Annotated in this window: 1 protein-coding gene; it reads left to right on the top strand. The window is 64.9% G+C overall.

Going from position 1 to position 610, the window contains the following annotated elements; all coding sequences use genetic code 11:
• A partial coding sequence (locus tag AC5RVV_RS17850; protein ID WP_494002688.1) for a TetR/AcrR family transcriptional regulator C-terminal domain-containing protein occupies nucleotides 1-404 on the top strand: 404 nt, incomplete at its 5' end.
• Nucleotides 405-610 lie beyond the last annotated feature (206 nt).

Below are 610 nucleotides of genomic sequence, written 5' to 3'. Positions count from 1 at the left end.
GCACCAACCAGACTCCGGCAGTCCTCGAGTACACGGACAGCTTCATCGGCATGTTCCTGGCCGGCGGCTTCTCCCTCGACCTCACCCACCACGTCATGCACGCCCTGGGCAGCCGCATGTGGGGCTTCACCCAGGAACTGTTCCAGAACCCGGCCGGCCCGAAAGCGGACACCCCGGCCGTGCCGCCGGAGGCGATGGCCGCCATGCTCCAGCAGATGGCCCAGCAGTATCCGAACCTCACGCAGGTCGCCATGGCGGCAACACATGACGACGGCTCGGTGGTCGGGCACGGCTGCGACGACCAGTTCGAGTTCGAGTTCGCCCTCGACCTGCTCCTGGACGGCTTCGAGCGTCTCCACGGGCAGAACTGGACATCGAAGCAGGCCAAACTGGACCGTGGATAGCCGGCCCCTGCCGGCCACCTATCCTCATCCCGGAGATATACGAGGCACTGCTGCGGATTTACCTGCGGCGTGCCACAGGACCGACAACCGGCGGACTAAAACCCTCCACCCGGGCCGCGCGCCTCAACCCTGGCACCATCACCGGGTTTAGTTGGCTCGATGGTCTGCCTGCAACCAAAAGCACCGATAACAGCGCATGTGTTTGG

This window comes from Arthrobacter sp. MDT2-34-1, assembly GCF_059091365.1.
Note: the sequence above shows the minus strand (reverse complement) of the source record. Positions and strands in the feature narration are given on the sequence as shown.